Annotated in this window: 9 protein-coding genes; 2 read left to right on the top strand and 7 right to left on the bottom strand. The window is 67.6% G+C overall.

The window, feature by feature from the left end; genetic code table 11:
• Window positions 1-31: 31 nt before the first annotated feature.
• From ACGFS9_RS25780 to ACGFS9_RS25765, 4 genes are read right to left on the bottom strand one after another with little or no spacing between them, the layout of a single operon-like run.
• Window positions 32-3,298: a type I restriction endonuclease subunit R gene (locus ACGFS9_RS25780; RefSeq protein WP_393256546.1), complete on the bottom strand. Its 3,267-nt coding sequence runs from the start codon at window positions 3,296-3,298 to the stop codon at window positions 32-34.
• Complete coding sequence (locus ACGFS9_RS25775) at window positions 3,295-4,401, bottom strand: restriction endonuclease subunit S (RefSeq protein ID WP_393256545.1); 1,107 nt, start codon at window positions 4,399-4,401, stop codon at window positions 3,295-3,297. The genes ACGFS9_RS25780 and ACGFS9_RS25775 overlap by 4 nt, the downstream gene beginning before the upstream one ends.
• Window positions 4,394-6,034: a type I restriction-modification system subunit M gene (locus ACGFS9_RS25770; RefSeq protein ID WP_393256544.1), complete on the bottom strand. Its 1,641-nt coding sequence runs from the start codon at window positions 6,032-6,034 to the stop codon at window positions 4,394-4,396. The genes ACGFS9_RS25775 and ACGFS9_RS25770 overlap by 8 nt, the downstream gene beginning before the upstream one ends.
• Window positions 6,035-6,067: 33 nt before the next feature.
• Window positions 6,068-8,245 (bottom strand): hypothetical protein, encoded by a 2,178-nt coding sequence (locus ACGFS9_RS25765; RefSeq protein ID WP_393256542.1) that lies wholly within the window; start codon window positions 8,243-8,245, stop codon window positions 6,068-6,070.
• A 304-nt stretch (window positions 8,246-8,549) separates the two neighbouring features.
• On the opposite strand from ACGFS9_RS25765, the gene ACGFS9_RS25760 reads away from it, so the two are divergent.
• Together ACGFS9_RS25760 and ACGFS9_RS25755 are read left to right on the top strand one after the other, a co-directional pair.
• Window positions 8,550-10,073, top strand: coding sequence for a hypothetical protein (locus tag ACGFS9_RS25760; RefSeq protein ID WP_393256541.1), 1,524 nt, complete (start codon window positions 8,550-8,552; stop codon window positions 10,071-10,073).
• Window positions 10,066-12,738, top strand: a complete 2,673-nt coding sequence (locus ACGFS9_RS25755; RefSeq protein WP_393256539.1) for a hypothetical protein — start codon at window positions 10,066-10,068, stop codon at window positions 12,736-12,738. Before ACGFS9_RS25760 ends, ACGFS9_RS25755 begins: the two co-directional genes overlap by 8 nt.
• Before the next feature lie 131 nt (window positions 12,739-12,869).
• Here the strand turns inward: ACGFS9_RS25755 and ACGFS9_RS25750 are convergent, their stop codons facing one another.
• From ACGFS9_RS25750 to ACGFS9_RS25740, 3 genes are all read right to left on the bottom strand, one after another.
• Entirely contained in the window at window positions 12,870-14,396 is a 1,527-nt protein-coding gene (locus ACGFS9_RS25750; RefSeq protein ID WP_393256537.1) for a hypothetical protein, read from the bottom strand.
• Between the two features lie 550 nt (window positions 14,397-14,946).
• Window positions 14,947-15,348 (bottom strand): hypothetical protein, encoded by a 402-nt coding sequence (locus ACGFS9_RS25745; RefSeq protein ID WP_393256535.1) that lies wholly within the window; start codon window positions 15,346-15,348, stop codon window positions 14,947-14,949.
• Window positions 15,348-16,991: a hypothetical protein gene (locus tag ACGFS9_RS25740; protein WP_393256534.1), complete on the bottom strand. Its 1,644-nt coding sequence runs from the start codon at window positions 16,989-16,991 to the stop codon at window positions 15,348-15,350. The genes ACGFS9_RS25745 and ACGFS9_RS25740 overlap by 1 nt, the downstream gene beginning before the upstream one ends.
• Between the last annotated feature and the right edge of the window lie 350 nt (window positions 16,992-17,341).

Here is a 17,341-nt window from a genome sequence, read left to right as displayed (position 1 = left end):
CGCCCCTGGTGGCGGCCTCCCGTATGCGTTGCTACTTCGCAGCGGGCGCCCAGAGGGCGGCCACGATCTCCATCTGCTTGAGGACGAGGTCGATCGCCTCGCGCTCCTCCTCCGGCGGATAGTCGAACATCGCCAGCACGCGGCGGATGCGGGTGCGGAGTTTGGCCCGGACGGGCTCGCGGGAGAGCCAGTCGACGGAGAGGTTCTTCTGGATGTCCTTGACGAGGGCACGGGCGATCTTGGCCAGGGTGTCGTCGCCGCCCTCCATCACCTGGGCCATGTCGCGGTGTGCGACGGCGTCGTAGAACGCCAGCTCGGCGTGGGTCAGTGGCGGGTCGAACCGTTCGCCGCGGCGGGCCTCTGCCGACACCTCCCGTGCCAGGGCGGCGAGTTCGGCGATGACCTGGGCACTGGTGAGCTGCTGGAGCATGTAACGCCGCATCAGGTCGTTCAGGCGCTCGGTGAAGCTCTCGTTGCGGACGACGTTGTGCTTGGTCACCTCCCGCATCTTTTGCTGGATCATGCGGCGCAGGGCCTCGGTGACCAGGTGCGGGGTCTCCGAGTTCTCCAGATTGCGCAGCTGCGCCTCGTTGAGGCGGGTGATGTCCAGCCGGCCAATCCCGGCCTCCGCGTACAGGTCGGTGATCTCGTCGGCGTCGACGACCGAGGCGGCGAGGGCTTGGAGATAGCGCTGGACCTCGGCGCTGAGCGGCTCCCCGCTTGCCTCGCGCTGGGCGGCGTCGAGCTTGATCATCCAGGCCCGGACCTCGCTGAAGAAGGAGATGTCCCGACGCCAGTCGTCCAGGTCCTCGCAGCGCTCGGCGATCTCCTTGCTCATCGCGCAGACTCGGTAGAAGCGGTCCAGCCGGGCCGCGCTGTCCTTGAAGCGGACGGAGAGCGGCTTGGCGGGGTGCTCGACCTTGTTCCCCGGGTTCTTCGGGTCGCGCAGGAAGTCGGCCGTCAGGCGCAGCGCGCGTTTGCGGGTGTCGGGGCGGCCGGTGTCGGCCAGCCATTCCTTCCAACGGCTGCCGACCAGCAGCCCCTTGATGGTGGCGATCTCGTTCTTGACCTCAGTGACGGCCCGTTCGATATCCGCGCCGAGGGTCTGGTCCTTTCGGTCCTGGTCCGAGTACTCGCGCAGGGCCTTGGTGAGGTTGTCGGTGAGGGGCGCGTAGCCGACGAGCAGGCCGTCCTGCTTGCCGCGGAAACGGCGGTTGACGCGGGCGAGCGCCTGCATCAGGTTGGCGCCCTGCATCGGGCGGTCCATGTACAGGGTGTGGATGGGCGGGGCGTCGTAGCCGGTGAGCAGCATCGAGTGAACGATGAGCAGTTCCAGCTCGTCGTCGGCGTTCCTGGCTCGCTTCTGGACGACCTTCTGCTGGGACTTGCGCAGCGAGTGCTTGCGCATGTGCTCGGGGTCGGAGCGGTCGCCGTGGAAGACGATCTTCATGACGCCCTTGTCGACCTCGTCACTGACCCAGCCGGGCCGCCGCTCGGCCAGTGCGTCGAAGACCCGTACGCAGATCTCGCGGGTCGCGCACACGATCATCGCCTTGCCGGGGGCGCCGATGTCGGGCTTGACCAGCTCGCGGCGCTGCTCCCAATGGGCGATCAGGTCGTCGGCGAGCTTGGCTATGCGGTCCTCGGCGCCGTAGAGCGTGTTCATCGTCGTGGCGTACTGGATGGCTCGGCGGCGCTCGGCGTCGTCCATGCCCTCGGTGAGGGTGTTGGCCTGCTCATCGAGCGTGTTCGGGTCGACGTCCTTGGGCAGGTCGACCTTGATGACACGCGGCTCGTGGAACACACGGACCGTGGCCCCGTCGTCGACGGCGCGCTTCAGGTCGTAGATGTCGATGTACTCGCCGAAGACGGCACGCGTGTCAGCCTCGGCCTTGGAGATCGGCGTACCGGTGAAGGCGAGCAGGGTGGCGTACGGCAGGGCGTCCCGCAGGTGGCGGGCGTAGCCGTCGAGGCTGTCGTAGTGCGAGCGGTGGGCCTCGTCGACGATCACCAGGATGTTGCGGCGCTCGGAGAGGAGCGGGTGCGACTTGCCGGCGTCCTTCTCCTCCTTGCTGAGGCCGAACTTCTGGAGGGTGGTGAAGACGATCCCGCCGACGTTGCGCCGCGTCAGCTCGGTACGCAGTTCGTCCCGCGTGTCGATCTGGTGGGCCTTCTGCCCGAGCAGGGTCTCGCTGTCGAGGAAGGTGTCGTAGAGCTGGTCGTCGAGGTCGTTGCGGTCGGTGATGACGACGATGGTGGGGTTGTTGAGGGCCGGGTGGCGGGCGACGAGCGCCGCCGTCTCGACCATCTCCTCCGACTTGCCCGCGCCCTGCGTGTGCCAGACGACGCCGGCCTGGCCGTTTGTCCGCGATGCCTCGACTACGGCGTCCACGGCCTTGTTCACGGCGAAGTACTGGTGCGGCTTCGCGATGCGCTTGCCGGAGAGGGGCTCGCCCGGCTTGGGCGGGGGGAAGTTGACGAAGTTGCGGGTGAGGGAGAGGAACCGGTCCTGCGTGAACAGGCCGTGGAGGGACAGGTTCAGCGCGTCGAGGCCGTCGTAGCCGGGCTCGTTGGTGTCAACGGGCTTGCCCTCGTGGTCGACGTTCCAGGGCGCGAAGTGCTCGTAGGGCGTGAATGCCGTGCCGTACTTGGCGGTTATGCCGTCCGAGACCAGGCAGAGCACGTTGTAGCGGAACGCGATGGGGGACTCCGAGACGTACGTCTGGAGTTGGGCGTGCGCCGACTTGAGGGTTGCGTTCTCGTCGGAGGCGCTCTTGAGTTCGACGACGGCGAGGGGGAGGCCATTGACGTACAGGACGATGTCGAAACGGCGGTGGCTGCCGTCGGTGTCCCTGACCGTGACCTGGTTGACGGCGAGGTAGCGGTTCGCGTCGGGGTCCGTGAAGTCGACGAGGCGGACGGTCGGGGTCTGCTCGGCGCCGAACTCGTCGGTGTAGGTGAGGCGGATGCCGGTGGTCAGGTACTCGTGGGCCTGCTTGTTCTCCGGGTATGCCTCGCGGGAGGTGGGGTCGGTGGCGATGCGCGTCGCCTCGTGGACGGCGGTGGAGGTCAGCTCCGGGTTCAGCTTCTCGATGGCCGCCTGGAGTTCGTCGTGGAGGATCAGGTCGTCCCAGTCTCGGCGGTGGCCGGTGCCGGGGGCGAGGTCTTTGCCGGGCTTGGTTTCCCAGGCGAGTTGGGCGAGTTCGTCTAGGGCCAGGTGCTCCCAGGTGGACTCGGTCATTTTGGCGTCGAGGTGGGCAGGGGCCAGCGTGGGCTCGCTGCCGCTTCCGGTGGTCATACGGCGTCCTCCACGATCTTCTCGGCGTCTCGGACTCGGAGCTGGCCGGACATTAGTTGGGGGAGGAGGGTGTTGCGGAGGTTGGCCAGGGCGCGCGACTCATTGCGGGCTTGCATAGCACGATCAACCAGTGCTTGTGCTTGCCCTCGGACGTCTCCAAGTTCACGTGGGTCAACGACCCTGGAATCCATGATTTCACCCGGACGAACTCGCTGGTGACTTTTGGAAGTGCCGGTCACTTTGGCGGCGAGCCTGCCAAGCAGCTCAGGCTGAGACAAGACCGCCCACAACTCGGCTGTGGACACTCCATTCTTTGGTTCCAACACAAGGAACTCGGTAGACGCAAGAGCTGGAATTTTTCGATCCGGGGAAACATTCCACACCCGAGGGATCTCGGGGTTCAATTTGGACAGAAGAACCGACGGCTGGTGAACTGCAAACTTCGCACTCTTGATGGACCGAGGATCCGTGATCTCCGGCATCGCATCCGAGTCGAATGCGGGCAGGCTGTAATGAGCTACGTCCACCTCGGTCAGGGTCTCTGGCGCAACTTGCCCCTTGTGCAAGATCGCGATCTCCCCGACAGTGGTGCGCGCTTCCCGTGACCGTTCTGCAAAAATGGCCTGGCAGAGGCTCTCGGCAGAGCGTGCGACGCGCTTATTGCTCGCGACTTTGTCGTCCAACGCGCCAGCTACAGCAGCGATGGCCTGTTGCTCTGCGGGCTCCGGAAGGGAAATCTGGATCTGGGTGATATAGTTCCGATTAAGCATGGGCTGAGCTGCCCCAGAATTATACCCGGAAAAATCGATTCGATCCAGCAGGTAATAAGCGAACCTAGGGTCATTTCCCTGGAAATCTGTGACGTAAAGCGCCGTATTGAGCGGCCAGAAATCGACATCGCAATAAGTCGCCTTACCCATGGAGGCCCCTGCGCGCCCCAGTGTGACTCCCGGTGCTTTAGCCATCGCCGTGTCATGCGTACCGCTCTGGCCCGCAGCGCCCATGACAGGCACGCTTCCCACTCTCCTCTGGGAGGTCGGGAGGTCGTGGCCACGCTGAAGCCTGACCAACTGGTCCAAGGTAGTCTGGCGCCACTCAGCCATCGATCCTCCCCAACTGCTCCCGCACTACCGCATCCAGCCGCGCCGACTCGCTCAACTGCTCGAACAGTTCCTTCGTCAGCCGAGCGATCCGCTCCTCCGCTGGTTCTGCGTTCGGGTCTTCCTCGGCTTCTGCCGCCCCCACATAACGCCCCGGCGTCAACACATAGTCGTGCTTCTCGATCTCCTCCAGCGTGGCGCTGTAGCAGTATCCCGGCACGTCCTCGTATGTAAGACCCTTGTCCTTCGCCGACTTCGTGCCTCGCCACGCGTGGTAAGTGTCGGAGATTTTCTCCAAATCCTCGTCCTCAAGGACACGCTCCGTGCGGTCGCGCATCGTGCCCATCGACCGGGCGTCGATGAACAGGATTCGGCTTCGCCGGTCCTCCAGCGCCTTCGTGCTCTGCGGAGACTTGTCCTTGGTGAGAAACCATAGGCATGCCGGAATCGAGGTCGTACGGAACAAGTTTCCGGGCAACGCGATCATGCAGGACACCACGTCCGCCTCGACCATTGCAGCTCGGATCTCGCCCTCGCCCGACTGCTTGGACGACATTGAGCCGTTGGACAGCACCACGCCCGCGCTGCCCCTGTCCCCTAGCTTCGAGACGATGTGCTGGAGCCACGCGTAGTTGGCGTTCGACTGCGGCGGAACCCCGTACCGCCACCGCCTATCATCCGACTTCCTCGCCCAGTCCGACATGTTGAACGGCGGATTGGCCATCACGAAGTCGGCCTTCAGATCAGGCAGTTTGTCGTCCGCGAACGTGTCCGCCCAGCGGTCGCCGACACCCTTGGGGTCCATGCCGTGGATGGCGAGGTTCATCTTGGCCAGACGCCACGTGCGCTCGTTCGCCTCCTGGCCGTACACCGCGATGTCATGCGTGTGGTCCTTGCCGCGCCGCTTCGCGACGAACTTGCCGCTCTGTACGAACATGCCGCCCGAGCCGCACGCCGGGTCGTACACCCGCCCCTCGTACGGCTCCAGCACCTCGACGATCAGGCGGACCACGCTTGCCGGGGTGTAGAATTCGCCGGCTCGCTTGCCCTCGGCCCGCGCGAACTTCTCCAGGAAGTACTCGTAGGTCTCGCCCAGGACGTCCTGCGCGGGGCGGTCGCCATGCCCCGTGAAGCGCGCGTCGCTGATCAGGTCGACGAGTTCCTTCAGACGCTTCTGGTCGACGTTGTCGCGGTTGAAGATCTTCGGGAGGACGCCGGTGAGGGTCTTGTTGGCCTTCATCACCTCGTCCATGGCCTCGTCGAGGAGCTTGCCGACGCCGCCCTCCGCGCTGGCCGCGTTCTCCGAGATGTGGTCCCAGCGGGCGGTCGGGGGCACCCAGAAGACGTTCTTCTCCGTGTACTCGTCCTTCTCCTCAAGGAAAGCCGCCCGGCGGTGTTCCGGGATCTGCGCCAGCTCGGGGTCGGCGGCCAGTTCCTCACGGCGTTCGGCGAAGGCGTCGGAGACGTACTTCAGGAAGACCAGGCCGAGCACGAACTCCTTGTACTGAGCTGCGTCCATGGAGCCGCGGAGCTTATCCGCGGCCTTCCACAGGATGTCCTGGATCTCCTTGGTGCTGGAGACACTGAGCAGTTCGCCTTGTCCGGCGGCTGCCGCGGCTCGCTTGCGGGGAGGCATCGTTCCTTCTTCCAGACGGTGTCGGTGGATGGGTTACGTGCGGTTGGTCGTTCGTAGTTCGCCGAGGGCCAGGGTGCCGTCGGCCACGCCCGCGATCGTGAGGCCGCGGGCCTCGGCGAGCGCGTCGGACTGGGCGCGCAGCAGGCGTTCCCGGCGTTCCGTCTCGGCCAGGAGGGCGTCGAAGCGCAGCACCTCGTCATGGTCGAGGTCGGGGAGCTGGTAGTCCTCGATACGGCGGGCGGGGCGTACCGCGCTGGGGCTGCGCGCGGTGCCGCGGGCCGCGCCGAGCAGAGCCGCCAGGACCCGGGGGGTGAGCGGGCGGGCAGTTCCGGCATTGACCCGGAGGACGCGGGCCGGGAACGCGACGACCGAGAAGCCGTCATGGTCGACGTACACGCCGAGGCGGGGCACGAGCGTGTAGACGACGTCGCCGGGCTCGGTGAGCGCCGCCCGTTCGTACGCCGTCGCCAGCAGTAGGCGGTCGATGCGGCGGTCGCCCACGGGTCGCTCGCCGGTGATCTCCTCGGGTCCCAGGACGTTGTGGTGGCCGTCCCGGGTGAGGTGCTTCCCGTCGATACGGTGGCCGGGGAGGCGGGTCACCCTGCGTGCGGTGATCAGTTTGCCGAGGGTGGTACGCCGGGGCAGGCGACCGACCCTGCGCTGTACAGCCCCTCGGTAGGGCCCCCGCTCGTCCTCGTACGCGTGCGTGTCCGCCGTCGCACGCTCCAGGCGGGCCTCAGCCTCGGCGATCAGGGCGGGGCGTTCGGTGACCTTGTCGGACCAGATCGCGGAGGCGGGTGGCGCGGGTGGGGTCAGGGGACCACCGAAGGCCCGGTCGAGGTCGGCGACGGGGACCACACGGCCGTAGCGCGGGTCGTGACCGTCGAGTCCTCGGAAGCCTTCTGCCCGCCAGAGGAGGACGTCCTCGGCGAGCCGCATGCGCACACCCGGCGTGAGCTGTTCCGAGCTGATGTCGGCCAGTAGGACCATGCCCTCCGCCTCCCGGACGGGACCGCGTGTGAGCGTCCACAGCGCGGGACGGTAGCCGGGGCGGAAGGGCAGGACCCCGCCGGGAAGCGCGATGACCGACTCGACGATGTTCTCGCGCAGGAGGGCCGAGCGGAGCTGGGCGGCCTCCGTGCTCTTCAGCTCGTCGACGAGCGCGTCGGCCGGTCCGAGGACGAGGGCCGTGCAGCCGGGGCGGAGGAGGTAGGCGACGCGTTCGAGCTCCGTCAGGACGGCGAATACCGAGCGGTCCTCGCCCGGGCGGTACGGGAGCTGGGTGACGACGATGTCCGGGTCCGCGAAGCGTTCCTCCAGGTCGGAGCCGGTCTGCACGTCCAGGTCGAGTTCGCTTACGCCCGCCAGCAGGAAGCGGCGGCGGGTGATGCGGGTGAGCCGGTCGTCGGGGTCGGCGGCGAGGACGGTGACGCGGTCGCGGTCCTCCGTGTCGTCGAGGAGCGCGGCGAGCAGGTCGCCGGCGCGGGCGTGCGGGTCGGCGAGGGTGAGGGATTCGCCTCGCTCAAGACGGACGCGGAGGTCGGTGAGCTGGGTGAGCAGACTCCGCAGCTCCGGGGTGACCGCGTCGGCGGCGAGGGAGTCCAGTCCGAGCCGGGAGCGGGCGGCGAGCAGCCACTCGTATGCGCCGCGCTCGTCATAGGCGGATTCGACCAGGTCCTCGGCGAGGCGGGCGAGCGGGGCCGCCGTGGCGTCGATCGAGCGAAGCTCGCGGAGTACGAAATCGTCCTCGGCGTCGATCCGTTCGGCTCGGCGCAGCAGCGCGGACCAGAGGGCCTCGTCCGCTTCGGCGTCGGGAGGGGAGGTTGGGGAGGCGTTCGCGCCGTCGTCGGCCAGTGGCCGGACGTCGAGCCGGCGCAGGCACAGCAGGCTGCCCAGCGTCTCGACCAGCTGCCACGGCGTGAAACGGTCCCGCAGCGCGATGATGCCGAAAAGGGCCAGCTCGGATCGGAGCTCCTGCGGGGCTGCGTTGCCCAGGCCGGAGGCGATCAGCCAGTCCGTCACCTGTGCGCCGTCGAACAGGGGGCGTCCCGAGTTCTCGGACACGTCGGCGGGGAAATCCGGGTGGCGTCGGCGCCAGGTGGACACGACAGGGCGCTTCACCCGGGCGAACGTCGCGATGTCGGACATCGACACCAAGAGGGGCAGCGGCCCTGGGGAGCGGAGTGCCGGGTCCGGCAGACCAGTGACCACGGTGCGCATCCTTCCCCCGTTCGTCTATCGTCACATCAGCCGCTTCGGCCGTCAGGCTGGGCCTTGTCTTGCGTCACGGCTTCGTTTGCAGCAGATTCCGCCCGACGCCTCAAGACGATACGCCGACCCCGGCGAGGCGGAGGCGCCATCATTTGATAATGACGGTTATCAGGCTCCCAGTGGAGTTACCCCGCTGTCTCGTCCGACTGGGGCTTCCCATCTGAAGTGCCGCTTCCCCAAGAGATGCGCCAGAATGACGGATCGGTTTCCCGACTGAACAGCGCTGAGGGGGTGACAGCGGGAAATGGTCGAGGGCATGGTCGCCGTCGGTGCGAAGGGGCAGACACCGGAGCTCGTGGACGGACCGGGCTGGAGCCGCCCAGGACTGGACGTCGCCGCGGGCCGTTATCCGCTCTCGGTGGAGCGGCATGTGGCGCGCATGGTCGATCACCTGGTCCCCGGGGTGACCACGCAGACGCCGCACGGGCGTTACTACGCACTGCACGGGCTGATCGCGGCGCAAGCCGACGGGGAGGACCTGACGCTCCCGGCCGCCCAGACTCTGCTGCGCCGCGCGGAAGTGGCGCTGGCCGCCGTGTCGTTTGCGCATCATCCGCAGGCTCTGGACTGGCTGCCGCGTGCTCATGGGGTCGACGCCCTTGCTCGGCGGCTGCACTCCGGGACGGTCACCCTGTCCGAAGCCGAGGTCCCGGGCAAGAACGGGTACGTGGGCAACTCGTGGGGGTTCTGGGCACCGTACGCCGGATCCGAGGTCGCGCTCGGCATCCTCGGTGCGGGTCCCATGCCGGTTCCCGGACCGCGGCTGGAGACCGCGGCACTGCGAGCCGGACTGGGCGAGCTGCTCGAACTCGCCGCCGAGGACACGCTGAACGTGGATGATCTCGCCTCTTTCGGGGACCGGCTGTGCGTGTGCACGGGCGGTGAGCATCCTGACGGGGCGTGGCTGGCGAACCTCATGTGCGAGCCCGGTGCACCGGCCGAAGCAGGCTCCCGCTCGGCAACACGGCGACAGACGATTCAGCTTATGGCTCGTGTGGTCGCCACACATCCCGTCCGATATTTCACCCGCGACATCGGCCACGTGCTCGCTTTCGGTGACTTCCTGACCACCGATCCCGTGACCAGCGGCATCGACGCGGCCGGTGCCTGGCGCGGAGTGGTGCTGAGGAACTACTCCGTCGGAGCGTGGCGCCGCCTGTGGTCCTGGCTAGTGGAGCAGGTCGACGGGCTGGTGCCGATCGAGGAAGTGGCCGACCGCTTCGCCGCGGAGCTGCCCGACATGACGGTGGACGCGTTCCTGTCCTCCCTGCCCGCGACGCAGAGTACGACGGGAGCGCCGTTGCCCGCCGAGCACGACCTGCGGTGGGCGGGTGATCCCTTGCCTGTCGCCGAGCTGCGGGTGCTCGCTGCCAGCGCCCGCCGGGTGGACGAACTCACCGGCCGGGTCCGGGACGCGTTCCTCGGCCAGCGCGGTGTCGAGCTCGGCCCGGAATGGGTCCAGCGGCGGCTTGACGAAGCGCGGCCCATGAAGCTGCGCGATGTCGCCCGCCGACTCACCTACGACCTGGTGGCGCGGTCGCAGCGGATCGCGCTGGCCAAGGCCCGCCGACGTGCAGACGGCACGCTGTGGTTACCGACCCGGCTGCACGAGCGGGGCGGGCTGCTGTACCGGACGAGCCAGGAGGGGCGCGGTGACGTCGGGCTACGGCTGGACCAGCTCGGGACCGTCCTGGCCACCTGCGGCGTGCTGCACTACGACGACCAGCACTGGTCGGTGACCAGCAGCGGGAGGGCTCTCGTTGACTGAGACCGCACCGGCACCGGTCGTGGTGGAGCCACCAACCGCGTTCGCCTCTCCGTTGACCCTCATCCTCGACGAGGAGCGCACGGGCGGGCGGAACCTGGAAGAAGCGCTCTTCCTCAGCTTCACCGCCGATCTCGGCTTCTTTGAGGAGGTAGCCCTCGGCGTCACCCAGGCCACCGGCGCACGCGTCACGGTGGCGGGAGACGTCTCCATGACCCGGAACGATCCCCGCTCCGTCCGGCGGGCCGGCCGCAGCTACCTCGCCGGTCTGGCCTACGCCCACGGTGCCGCGTTCCATCCCAAGCTGATGGTCCTCGCCGGACCGGAGCACGCCACCATCGCCCTCGGCTCCGGCAACACCACGCTGGCCGGCTGGCAGGCCAACGCCGAACTGTGGACGGTTCTGCGGGTGGACGGCGAGCAGAGTCCCACGGCAGTTCCGGAGCTGTCGGCATGGCTGCGCGACCTCCCGGAAAAGGTGAGGTTCTCCGCCGGAGTGCCACAGGCGCTGGGTCGGGTCGCAGCGCTGCTGGACCGGCTCCACCGCGACAGGACACCTGCGGCGTCACAGGTCCGCGTCGTCAGCAGTCTGCGCTCGCCGATCATCGATCAGCTGCCGCAGGGGCCCGTCGACGAACTGGCCGTGTTCGCGCCCTTCTACGACCGGCGCTCGATGGCACTGCGGCGGCTGCTCGAACGCTTCCGCCCGAGCCGGTTCACCCTCGCCTACCAACCCGGACTCAGCGATCTCGACGGTCCGTCGGTCGCCGCCCTGGTGAAGGAGTACGACGGACGCGTCGTCAGCGACAACGGCCAGCGGTACCGCCACGGGAAATTCGTCGAGTGGGTCTCCGAGGGGCAGCGTTGGGCCCTGACCGGCAGCCCGAACCTCTCGGCCGCGGCCCTGCTGCTTTCCCAGGGCGAGGGCGGCAACTGCGAACTCGGCGTCATCACCCCCATCCCCGCCACCCTCCTTCCGGACGGCACCGACGAGCCCGCCGCCCGGCTGCACACGGTCCCGCCCCTTCCCTGCCCCATCGCCGGCGGTGGGCCGCTGCTGCTCGGTGCCCTACGCGTATCGGACGGCCTGGAGATCAGCGTGGCCCGGCCTCTCTCCGACACCGCTCACCTGGAGTTGTCCCAGGCCGCAGCACCGCCGGAGGCATGGGAGCGCATCGCCGACATCCCGCCCGGACAGGCCACGCTGACGGTGACGGCTCCGGCCGATGCGGGCAGCCGTGTGCGCCTGGTCGTAGTCGACAGCGACGGTGTACCGAGCTTCGGCAACATCGTGTTCGTCGTCGACCCTGACCGCGCCCTGCGCCGAATGACCCCGACCCAGTCCCAGGCCCCCACGACACGGCCTCCCGACCTGTTCGCGGATCCCCGGCTCGCCGAACGATTCCTGGGCGACCTGGAAACCCTCCGTACGGGACTGACCCCCACCCCAGCGGGCGTATCCGCGAGCAGTAGCACTGGCGGTGCGGTCACGACGGCCCCGCTGGACGGCGACGAGGACGGCTGGGAGCGCTATCTGGACGAATGCGCCGGACGCGTCGGACATCCGCTCACGCGCTTCGCGCTGGGGCTCCCCCTGCCCACCGACATCAGCACGCCCTTTCAGGACCTGCTGCCCGTCTCCTGGGACGAGCGGTTCACCGACGACATCGAAGCCGCCCTTGACGATGACACCGCGGAGGCCGTGGCGGCAGAGCACGACCCCGAGGCAGCCGGTGCCGAAGCGAGCAGCACCGCCACCCTTCCCGACCTCCGGCAGGCGGACCAGGAAGTCCGCCGTAGATACCGGCGCTGGGTGGAACGCCTCGTCGCCCTCGCTCCCCACCTGGGCCCTCCGGAGCGCATGCTCGTCGTCCGGCTGACCCTGTGGACCGTCGCGGCAGGCGCCTGGCCGCCGGCGTACACCGACTGGGTGCCACTGCTTTCCCAGGCCGTCCGCGCACTGAACCGAAACGACCTCCCCGAGCGGATCGAGCCCCAGGTCGGCAGCCTCGCCGCAGTCGCCCTCGCCGTACTCCGAAGCCACGCCCCGCGCTACGAGATCACGCCTGAGACCATCGCCTTCAACGAAGCCGCCCAGGCGGTCGACCGCCTGCTTCCCGCAGTGGATTCCGCGTACGTTACGGAGTACACGACGCTGCTCGACACAGTTTTCGGCCCGGCCGTCGACCCGGCCGCCGTGCTCGATGTCGCGTCGGACGTCGTCCAGAACGATCCCCTCGCTGACGCCGTATGGTCCCTCGCCGAGAAGGGGCGTGACGTACACCGCCACGGACGACTCCTCCTCCATGTCACCGGCCGCTTCAGCAACCCCGCGCTGGTGGCACTCGAAGCAGTCGGCGCCGCCGAGGATGCGCCCCTGGTCGGGGCCTGGGCCGACTCTGGCTCGGACTCCGGCGGGGGAGCCTGGGCGCTGGTCGTCTGGCGTCGGCCCGACCTCATCGTGGTCGATGCCCGTCGGCCGATTCCCCTCTGGCGGCATTACCGGCTCACCGGGCTGGTGGGCCCCAGAGCCCTCGCCGCACAACGCGGCTTCGAATCCGCCGCCTCCGTACCCCACGGCCCCCGCAACCAGCCCTTCGAACTGGCTGACCAAGCCCTGTCAGACCTGCGTCTGGCCGGGCCACGGCCACCACGGTGCGAGCCATAGTCCGTCGACTACCCCGGGTGCTCGCCTCGGAGGACACCGTGTCACCGGCCACCGGTGGCACGGTCCTCAGTATCGGTATACGGCAAGGTGCGAGCGGAGAGTGCTGTACGCCCCTACGGGGTCAGGGGCCATCAATCCGCTGCTGCGTCGTCCGGGTCGATCATGGCCAACCACCCGGACATCTCTTCCTCAGCCTGGCGTTCGTCAGCAGCGCTCTGTTCCTTGTCCTCCTCCCAGGCCACGCTCTTGAAGATCTCCTCCGATTCCCACTCATCAAGCAGCTCGTGAGGTCTGTGATCCCAGTCGCCGAGTTCCCCGTAGTACTCCTTGGCGCTGTACAGCAGTCGGAGATCTGCTTCGATGAGCCGATAGCGGGGGCTCACGCCGTAGAAATGCTGGTGTGTCGGGCGCCGAAGATTCGCCTCGACCGCCCCGAGGTAGCTCTTCGACTCAGCCAGGAGCGCTTGGTGCAGGTCATCGAGTTGGCCTCTACGCACGCCATGGACGAGGGCGAAGGCCACTTCCACGTCCGCCAGCAGAGTGCCCAGGCCGTTGATGGAGTGCGTCGACCACACCTTGGGTTCGCCCGCCAAGTGGGCCGCTGCGATGTCAAGCGGCTTCGGCAGGCCGGTCAGTCCGGAGTGGGTGAAGAGAGTGCCCAGGGCGACCGTGAGATCGCGCCGGAACTCCGGCACCACCCGCATCAGCTGCCGGAATGTCTCACGCTGGATCTGCCCCGGGTCGACCTCAAGTTCGTTGAAGTGCAGTGCCACAGTGACGTCATCGTTGCTCGGGTCACGAGTAGAGCCCAGCAGCCGCGATCCCGACCCGCGCGACGACAACCCTGTCTCGAAGTCGTCGACAGAAACCTTCCCTACGGTCTCGTCCCCGCCCTGTATGACGTACTTCATGTATGCCCCTTCTGCGGTTTGCGGCTTCCCGAAGAACAGCGCGGAGATCCGAATCGCATCGGCGGATTCACCCACGACAAGGCCGATCCCCGCATAGGTGGCCTGCTCTGTCGCTGCGCTGGCCAAGTCCGTGCCAGCGGTAGTGGTGGTGAGCCATTGCGGGTCAAACCGGATCATGACCGTGCGTCCGTCCAGTCGGAAGGACAGGTAGGGGTCGTCTTGCCATGTTCCGGTGAGCGGCCGAGGAAACGGCCGGTTGGACACGTTGCGGCTACGCATCGGCGCGTTGAACGCCACGTACATCCCCTGCCGGATCGCGTCCGGATGGGCTTCGTCGAGAGGAACAGCGTGCCCTCGCCACGACTCGAAGACGGGACGCACAGTCCCGACGAATAGTCCAGGGGCGAACCCCTGTCCAGAGAAGGGCCGCGTCGGGTCGAGGCCGGCACGTTGAGCCGCCTGTTGCACGACCTCCCCGCCCGGAAGCATCGCAACTCTCGGCACGTTGAGGTAGTCGATGCTGCTGTAGCTCATCCTCCACGCCTGCCCGGCTTTCCTCAGGGCGGCGGTCCAGGTCTCGTGCTCCGCCTTGAGTCTGGACAGCTCCTCAGCGGTGTACGCCTCCCCGTTGTTCTTGTCGACGATGTCGTGGCAGGTCGAGCACAACAACAGGAGGTTCGATACGGCGTTCCTGGCCTCGATCGGCAGGGTGGGGTCCGCCCGGGGACCATGATCGCTGAGTGCCATGTTGTGTGCCGTCTGAGCCGTTGGGGTGCGTCCGGCAGTCCCAGGGTCCAGCTCCCGTCGACATAGCTGGCACATGCCGTTTGCCAGCCTCCAGAGCTCCCGGCGAACGCGCTCACTGACCTCCGGCCCTCTGGCCATACCGTCCCACCCCGTTGCTACTTCGAGTCGTACGCGTGTTCACGCTCCTCAGGGGCACCGATCCTGCCAGCGATCAAGCCTCCAAGTGGTCACTCCACGCCATCTCTTCAGGCACCTCACGCGACATTGGCCGATACCGTGTGGGTTCAGCCGTCGTAAGAGGGCCCTCGCGCCCGTTCCGGCTTGAGCAGCTTTCCATCCGGATGACCCGCGAAGCGCCAGAGGAATCTCGATCGAGAACACGTTGAAGCGAGTGCTGGCCATTGACTGGTGGCCGAGGCAGCAACGGGCACTGAAGGGCTCGGCCGGTCGCGCCCGTCAAGCACAGACCGCTGGCTGCCGCATGAGACGGTGACGATACCGACCACCGGACCGTCGATCGGGCCAGCCAGGAATTGACGCAGCCGCCACCTCAGCCAAGCCATCCGGCAATGGCGTGAGCGAGCGCGTCACCCCCCTGCTGCACCACGGTCCCCGCCACCAAAGCTGGCAGCGCTTGCACAGCGCCGCGCAGCGCCCCGATCGCCGGTGTATCCGGGGCTGTCAGCGAGGTGTCGATGGAGTCCGCCATGGCGCGGAGCACCTGCGCGTTCGGCAGGACCGATCCGTTCTGATCCACATCGGTGCGGAATGCAGCAAGGAGATCGCGCACGGTTTCCACGCTGACGGCGGGACTCTCGACGGACGCGGACTGGTGGACGTTCGAGATCTTCTGCCCGACCACGTTCTGGAGCGGGGCGATGTTGTTGCCGCCGATGCTGATGCCCGAGCCGTGTCCCTGTTCCGGGTCGGGGCGGCGACGTCCTACAACCATCAACTTCCTCCTCCTTGAGCCTTGCTGTCCTGGCCGACATTGCTGATGCCGCTGCCGGCGACGTTCTGGATGGGTGCGTTGTTGTCGCCGTAGACCTGGATGTTGGTGATGACCGCGGCCACCTGGCGCTCGTACGCAACGGTGTCGACGCCCAGCTCTTCGAGGTACGCGGAGACAGCGCGGAAGACACAGGTCTGCATGAGGACGACGTGCCGCTTCGCGTCGTCGGCCTGGTGCATGTCGGTGACTTCTTCGGTGGAGAACCGGTCCCGGAGGCTGACCGGATCCTTTTCCTCGGCCCGGCCGCCGTCCGACTGGACTCCGAGGGCGAGCCGGGTCAGCAGCCGCCACAGTGTGAGCGGCCCGTGGACGGCGTCCAACAGGGCCTGCACCACCACCCAGCCGTACAGTCGCGTTCCGCGCTTGGCCACGGGTGAGTCGGTCACCCTCAGCTCGTTGTAGAGGGGCGTCATCACGTGGGGGCGCAGGGTAAGCCGCAATTCGCCTGCCTCCAGTGCGGCATGCGCGAACAGGGTGACCACGACCTGGCCGTCCCAACTGACGCACTGCGCCCGCAAATACAGTCGGTCCGGCACGCTGGACGGTGATCGGCGGCCCCGGCCGCGCAGGTCCGGTAGCTCCAACTTCGCAGCCCGGGTCCGTCGCAGCCACAGCTCGGACGGCAGCCCGAGAATCTCCGTGACGGAGAAGCCAGGTAGGGGATCGGTGATCTCCCGTGCGCCACGGCCCAGTTCCCTCAGGGCGTCGCCCATCCGCCGCAGCAGTTCCCGTTCGCCGAAGGGCTTGATCGATACCTCTGGGTCCTTGGGCTTGAGCGGGATACCGATATCAGCCACGCCCCATACATAGCGTCCGGCTCCGACGAAAGTTTCCGGATGGTCATAGGGCAGTTCGAGCCGCGTCTGTTCGTTGTTGATGATTGCCATCCGGCGCCTGGCCTTCGCCGATGCCCAGGGCAGGCGGTCAGACGCGATGCCGTCCTGGACGATCCTGGACAACCCCGCCCGCGCCATGAGGCGATCTCCCGCCCAGACGAGCACGGCTCCGGCCAGCAGGACGAAGGGCAGCAGTAGCAGCCCGGTTCGCAGGGCGACCGCCTCGCCGCGTATCGGCTCGTAGGGCACCACCGCGAGTATCCAGGGCACACACAGAACGAGGTAAGCCAGACGGGGCGAGGGCGCCAGCCTCGACTTCTTGCCCTTGCGGGCTGCCCGTAGCCCGGCCCACCACATGAGGCAAGCCAGCAAAACGGCACCGCCCCAGACGACGGCGGCACGGGGAACCTCGTACGCGACGGCGATGGCGAGGAGCAGGACGAGTGTTCGCCGCAGCCATCGGCGTCTCCTTGCGCGCAGACTGTGCGCGACGGCGGGCACAAGGTCGAATCCGTACGACGGGACAGGTAACGGCGGCCCGTGCAGGACGTGATCTCGTACCCACTGGGCCATGGGCTCACCCAGGGGAGGGCAGTCGTCGCTGCCCTCCAGATAGATGCGTCTGCGAGTGCTGCGCCGCGGCTTGTTCGGTTTCTGATCCTTGCCCCGGATCTTGCTCCACCACGCCTTGACGGCCTTCACCCGGTCGGGACGGGTGTAGACGGCTTGGCACAGCAGCCTTGTCACCTCCGACGAGGTCGGGTCCACCTCGCCGCGGGCAGAGGCGGCAGGGCTGACTTGAACCGGCACTGCGGGCCCGTCGACCATCCCGGCCGGGGCACGCCCCTCTCGTACGCGAAGTCCCCGACCGAACCCCATTCCCGCCCCCCGTTCGCCGACACGGCGGGCATCATCACGGTGAAGTCCCGGAACCACCAGGCCGCAAACGCGACAATGCGCCCAACCGGCCTGGATCGGTGAAGGTTTGACCGAATACCGCTCTCAACCGTCGCCGTCATAACTCCGCTCGACCGCTGGGTCCTCAAGTCGCACTTGTCGCATGTTGTGCGCTCGCATGGGGGAGTCCATCCTCAATT

Source organism: Streptomyces sp. NPDC048566 (assembly GCF_043199735.1).
GTDB lineage: Bacteria > Actinomycetota > Actinomycetes > Streptomycetales > Streptomycetaceae > Streptomyces.
The sequence above is the reverse complement of the archived record's forward strand: the minus strand, read 5'-3'. Positions and strand labels throughout refer to the sequence as shown.

Bases quoted from the DNA above. Each gene is read 5' to 3' on its own strand.
- ACGFS9_RS25780 (WP_393256546.1), bottom strand. From the start codon at position 3,298: ATGACCACCGGAAGCGGCAGCGAGCCCACGCTGGCCCCTGCCCACCTC.
- ACGFS9_RS25775 (WP_393256545.1), bottom strand. From the start codon at position 4,401: ATGGCTGAGTGGCGCCAGACTACCTTGGACCAGTTGGTCAGGCTTCAG.
- ACGFS9_RS25770 (WP_393256544.1), bottom strand. From the start codon at position 6,034: ATGCCTCCCCGCAAGCGAGCCGCGGCAGCCGCCGGACAAGGCGAACTG.
- ACGFS9_RS25760 (WP_393256541.1), top strand. From the start codon at position 8,550: ATGGTCGAGGGCATGGTCGCCGTCGGTGCGAAGGGGCAGACACCGGAG.
- ACGFS9_RS25750 (WP_393256537.1), bottom strand. From the start codon at position 14,396: ATGGCACTCAGCGATCATGGTCCCCGGGCGGACCCCACCCTGCCGATC.
- ACGFS9_RS25745 (WP_393256535.1), bottom strand. From the start codon at position 15,348: ATGGTTGTAGGACGTCGCCGCCCCGACCCGGAACAGGGACACGGCTCG.